This window comes from Kitasatospora sp. NPDC059462 (genome assembly GCF_042749955.1).
In the GTDB taxonomy this organism is placed as follows: Bacteria; Actinomycetota; Actinomycetes; order Streptomycetales; family Streptomycetaceae; genus Kitasatospora.
Genome location: NZ_JBHYUU010000233.1, coordinates 6,047 through 9,726, shown reverse-complemented (window position 1 = coordinate 9,726; position 3,680 = coordinate 6,047). Strand labels below are relative to the sequence as shown.

The following is a 3,680-nucleotide window of genomic DNA, read 5'->3' as shown; positions in this document are numbered from 1 at the left end:
GTCCCCCGCCCCCGCGTCTTTCCCGGTCTTTGTTATTTCTTTTGTTGGGGGGGGGGGCCGGCGGGCGGCCCGCGCCCCCCGGCGGGGGGGGCGCGCGCCCCCGGCCAGGGGGTGGCGAGGGGTTCGGCCGGTCAGCCGGCGGCGTGCGGGTCGATCATCGACTGGGCGTAGACCAGGCCGAGGCCGTAGGCGCCGCCGTGCTCCTTGACCAGCTCGGTCACCGGGACGTAGGTCTCGCCGCGGGCCCAGTCGCGCTGGAGCTCCAGCAGCACCTGGAGCCAGGTGACGGGCACGGCGCCGGCGGCGGTCATCCGCTGCAGGGCGTGCTCGTGGGCCAGCGGGCTGACGCCGCCCGAGGCGTCGGCGACGACGTACACCTCGTAGCCCTGCTCCAGCGCGGAGAGCGCCGGCAGGACCAGGCAGACCTCGGTCCACAGACCCGACAGGATGATCTTCTTGCGGCCGGTCGCCTTGACCGCCTCGACCAGCGCCTCGTCCTCCCAGGCGTTCATCGTGGTGCGGTCGATGACCTCCTGGCCGGGGAAGACCTCCTTCAGCTGCGGGAGGATCGGGCCGGAGAACGACTCGGCGGCGACGGTGGAGAGCACGGTCGGCACGTTGAAGATCTTCGCGGCCTTGGCCAGGCCGACGGTGGCGTTGACGATGCCGGTGCGGTCGCCGCTGCCGGTGCCGAAGAACATCTGCGGCTGGTGGTCGACGAACAGCATCATCGAGTTCTCGGGGGTGAGCAGGTCCGGGCTCGGGGCGGCGTGGACCGAAGCGATGTCGACCATGGGTCTTCTCTTTCCTTTTTCAGCACAGGGAATTGACGCTGCGTCAGGCGCACATCCGGTTCCCCGGGGCGCTTACGGGGACGAAACTAGTGCGGGTGGGTCCACCGCTCTGCTCGCTCTGCGTCCGGCCCTTGTTCCCACAGCGCATACCCTGTGCCGAATGGAGATCCGCATCGCCTCCGACGAGGACTGGCCCCGTATCCACCCGTTCTACTCCGCGATCATGGCCGAGGGCCGGACGTACGCCTTCCCCGAGCACCAGAGCCTCGACGAGGCCAGGCCCTGGTGGATGGAACAGCCCCCCGGGCGCACGGTCGTGGCGGTGCTCGACGGCCGCATCGTCGGCTCCGCCAAGATGGGCCCCAACAAGCCCGGCCGCGGCTCCCACATCGGCACCGCGTCCTTCCTGGTCGACCCCGCCCACCAGGGCCGGGGCATCGGCCGCGCCCTCGGCGAGCACGTCATCGACTGGCACCGCGAGCAGGGCTTCCGGGGCATCCAGTTCAATGCCGTGGTGGAGACCAACGCCCCCGCCGTCCACCTCTGGACCTCCCTCGGCTTCGAGATCATCGGCACCGTCCCCGGGGTCTTCGACCACCCCGAGCACGGCTACGTCGGCCAGCACGTCATGTTCCGCCGCCTCTGACGGATGCGACGGATGCGGAAGAGCCGCCCCTCGCCGGGGCGGCTCTCCGCCCGGGGCCGTCGCGCTACCGCACGGCCCACAACGTCAGGCCGCCGAACACGACGATCGACACGAGGAGTTGCGCGAGCATCGCGGGCGGAGCCGCCTCGTCCTCGGACCCGCCGTTCTCCTGCAACTCCGTCAACCGCCTGGCCAGCTCCCTGCGGTGGCCGACAATCCCCATCATGATGGCCGCGATCGCGGTCGAGTACATGGTGAGCACCGTGGCCGCTTCCATGTGCTTCGCGTAGTAACTGCCGACCCCGAACAGCATCGCCGCGGCCGGCACCAGCGCGGTCCTGATCCGGTAGGCGCGGGTGGGCATGCCCGGCACCAGGAGCACTAGGAACGCCACGGTCACCAGGACCGCGATCCACCACCACGACACCACGCCGAGCCCCAACGGATACACCGCACACCCCCTTGCCCCGGCTGTGGAGCCACGGTGCGGCTACGTCACGGCCGATCGCCCGCAGCCTAGCGCTGGAAAGGGTGGTTGGTCCAAGAACTATGGACCGTCCCCTTGTGCCTGTCCGGCGAGCCGGGTCGGCGTTCCGGACTTTCCAGGCGTATGGTTTAAACATGAACATCACGGCTGTTCCGGGGCGCACCCCGCTTCACGCAGGGCGCGGCGCGGGCCGTGAGCGCCAGGCGAGAGAAGGAGCCAGTCCAAGTGAAGGCTGCACGCTACTACGACCGCGGTGACATCCGGATCGAAGACATTCCGGAGCCCACCGTCCAGCCGGGCACCGTGGGCATCGACGTTGCGTACTGCGGGATCTGCGGCACCGACCTGCACGAGTACCTCGACGGGCCGATCTTCGTCCCGCCGGCCGGCCACCCGCACCCGGTCTCCGGTGAAGCCGCCCCCGTGACCCTCGGCCATGAGATGTCCGGCGTCGTGTACGCGGTGGGCGAGGGCGTCGAGGACCTGAAGCCGGGCGACCGCGTCGTCGTCGAGCCCTACATCCTGCGCCCCGACGTCGACACCAGCGAGAACAACCCGGTCTACCACCTCTCGCCCGACATGAACTTCATCGGGCTCGGTGGCCGCGGCGGCGGACTCGCCGAGAAGGTCGTCGTCGAGCGCCGCTGGGTCCACCCGGTCGGCGACGTCCCGCTGGACCAGGCGGCCCTGATCGAGCCGCTGTCGGTGGGCTACCACGCCTTCGAGCGCTCGGGCGCGAAGGCGGGCGACTTCGCCATCGTCGGCGGTGCGGGCCCCATCGGGCTGCTCACCTGCGCGGTGCTCAAGGCGATGGGCGTCGAGGTCGCGGTCTCCGAACTCAGCCCGCTGCGCCGCCAGAAGGCCCTGGACACCAAGGTCGCCGACCACGTCATCGACCCCGCCACCACCGACGTCGCCGAGGAGGTCCGCCGCCTCACCGGAGGCAAGGGCGCGGACGTCGCGTTCGAGGCCACCTCCGTCAACGTCGTCCTGGACACGCTCTTCGACGCGGTGAAGCCGGGTGGCGTCATCACCGTCATCTCGATCTGGGGCAAGCCGGCGTCGATCGACATGCAGAAGCTCGTGCTCAAGGAGGTCGACCTCCGCGGCACGATCGCCTACGTCAACTCCCACCCGCAGACCATCAAGCTGGTGCAGGAGGGCCGCATCGATCTGGCCCCCTTCATCACCAAGACCATCGGCCTGGACGACCTCGTCACCGACGGCTTCGAAACCCTGATCCACCACAACGAGACGGCCGTCAAGATCCTCGTCGCCCCCCGCGCCTGACGCGTCGCACCGGAGTGCTGGAGCGCGGCGGACCCGGCCGGGGAGACGACGAAGCCCACTAACCTGGACCCACCCACACGGAGAGGGCGGGAGCATGGACGAAGGCGAAGCCCAGCAGATGGCCGACTCGCTTCGGCGCCTGGGCATTCGGGGCTTCGTGTCCCCGGAGGAATCGGGGAGCCCGGACGGGCAGTGGCGGGTGTACGACAGCACCGACCCCGACACCCGGCGGGACATCACCGACGAGGTGCTGACGGTGGTCCGGAGCCGGTCCAGTCGGGCGGGTCAGAGCGGTCCGACACGAGGGTTCGTGGTTCCCGCCCCCCGCTGACGGGCTACGTCGTGCGGCCGCCCAGCGGCAGCAGAGCGGGGGGGGGCGGGGGGTGGGCCGGCGGAGTGGGGGGACCCCCCCGGCGTGGGACAGCGGGGGTGGGGGGGGGAACCGGGGGGGGGGGTGGGGCGG

General features: G+C 70.6%; 4 protein-coding genes. 2 read left to right on the top strand and 2 right to left on the bottom strand.

The window, feature by feature from the left end; genetic code table 11:
- Positions 1 to 131: 131 nt before the first annotated feature.
- Positions 132 to 794, bottom strand: coding sequence for a hydrolase (locus ACFXAM_RS34730; protein ID WP_380297423.1), 663 nt, complete (start codon positions 792 to 794; stop codon positions 132 to 134).
- Positions 795 to 954: 160 nt separating this feature from the next.
- Here ACFXAM_RS34730 and ACFXAM_RS34725 point away from each other — a divergent pair, with 160 nt between their 5' ends.
- Entirely contained in the window at positions 955 to 1,440 is a 486-nt protein-coding gene (locus ACFXAM_RS34725; protein ID WP_380297421.1) for a GNAT family N-acetyltransferase, read from the top strand.
- 64 nt (positions 1,441 to 1,504) lie between these two features.
- Here the strand turns inward: ACFXAM_RS34725 and ACFXAM_RS34720 are convergent, their stop codons facing one another.
- On the bottom strand, positions 1,505 to 1,891 hold the full coding sequence (locus ACFXAM_RS34720) for a hypothetical protein (protein WP_380297419.1): 387 nt from the start codon (positions 1,889 to 1,891) through the stop codon (positions 1,505 to 1,507).
- 261 nt (positions 1,892 to 2,152) lie between these two features.
- Between ACFXAM_RS34720 and ACFXAM_RS34715 the strand changes: the two genes are divergently transcribed.
- Entirely contained in the window at positions 2,153 to 3,217 is a 1,065-nt protein-coding gene (locus ACFXAM_RS34715; RefSeq protein ID WP_380297417.1) for a 2,3-butanediol dehydrogenase, read from the top strand.
- Positions 3,218 to 3,680 lie beyond the last annotated feature (463 nt).

Coding starts and splice junctions, on each gene's coding strand:
- ACFXAM_RS34730 (WP_380297423.1), bottom strand. CDS start 794: ATGGTCGACATCGCTTCGGTCCACGCCGCCCCGAGCCCGGACCTGCTC.
- ACFXAM_RS34725 (WP_380297421.1), top strand. CDS start 955: ATGGAGATCCGCATCGCCTCCGACGAGGACTGGCCCCGTATCCACCCG.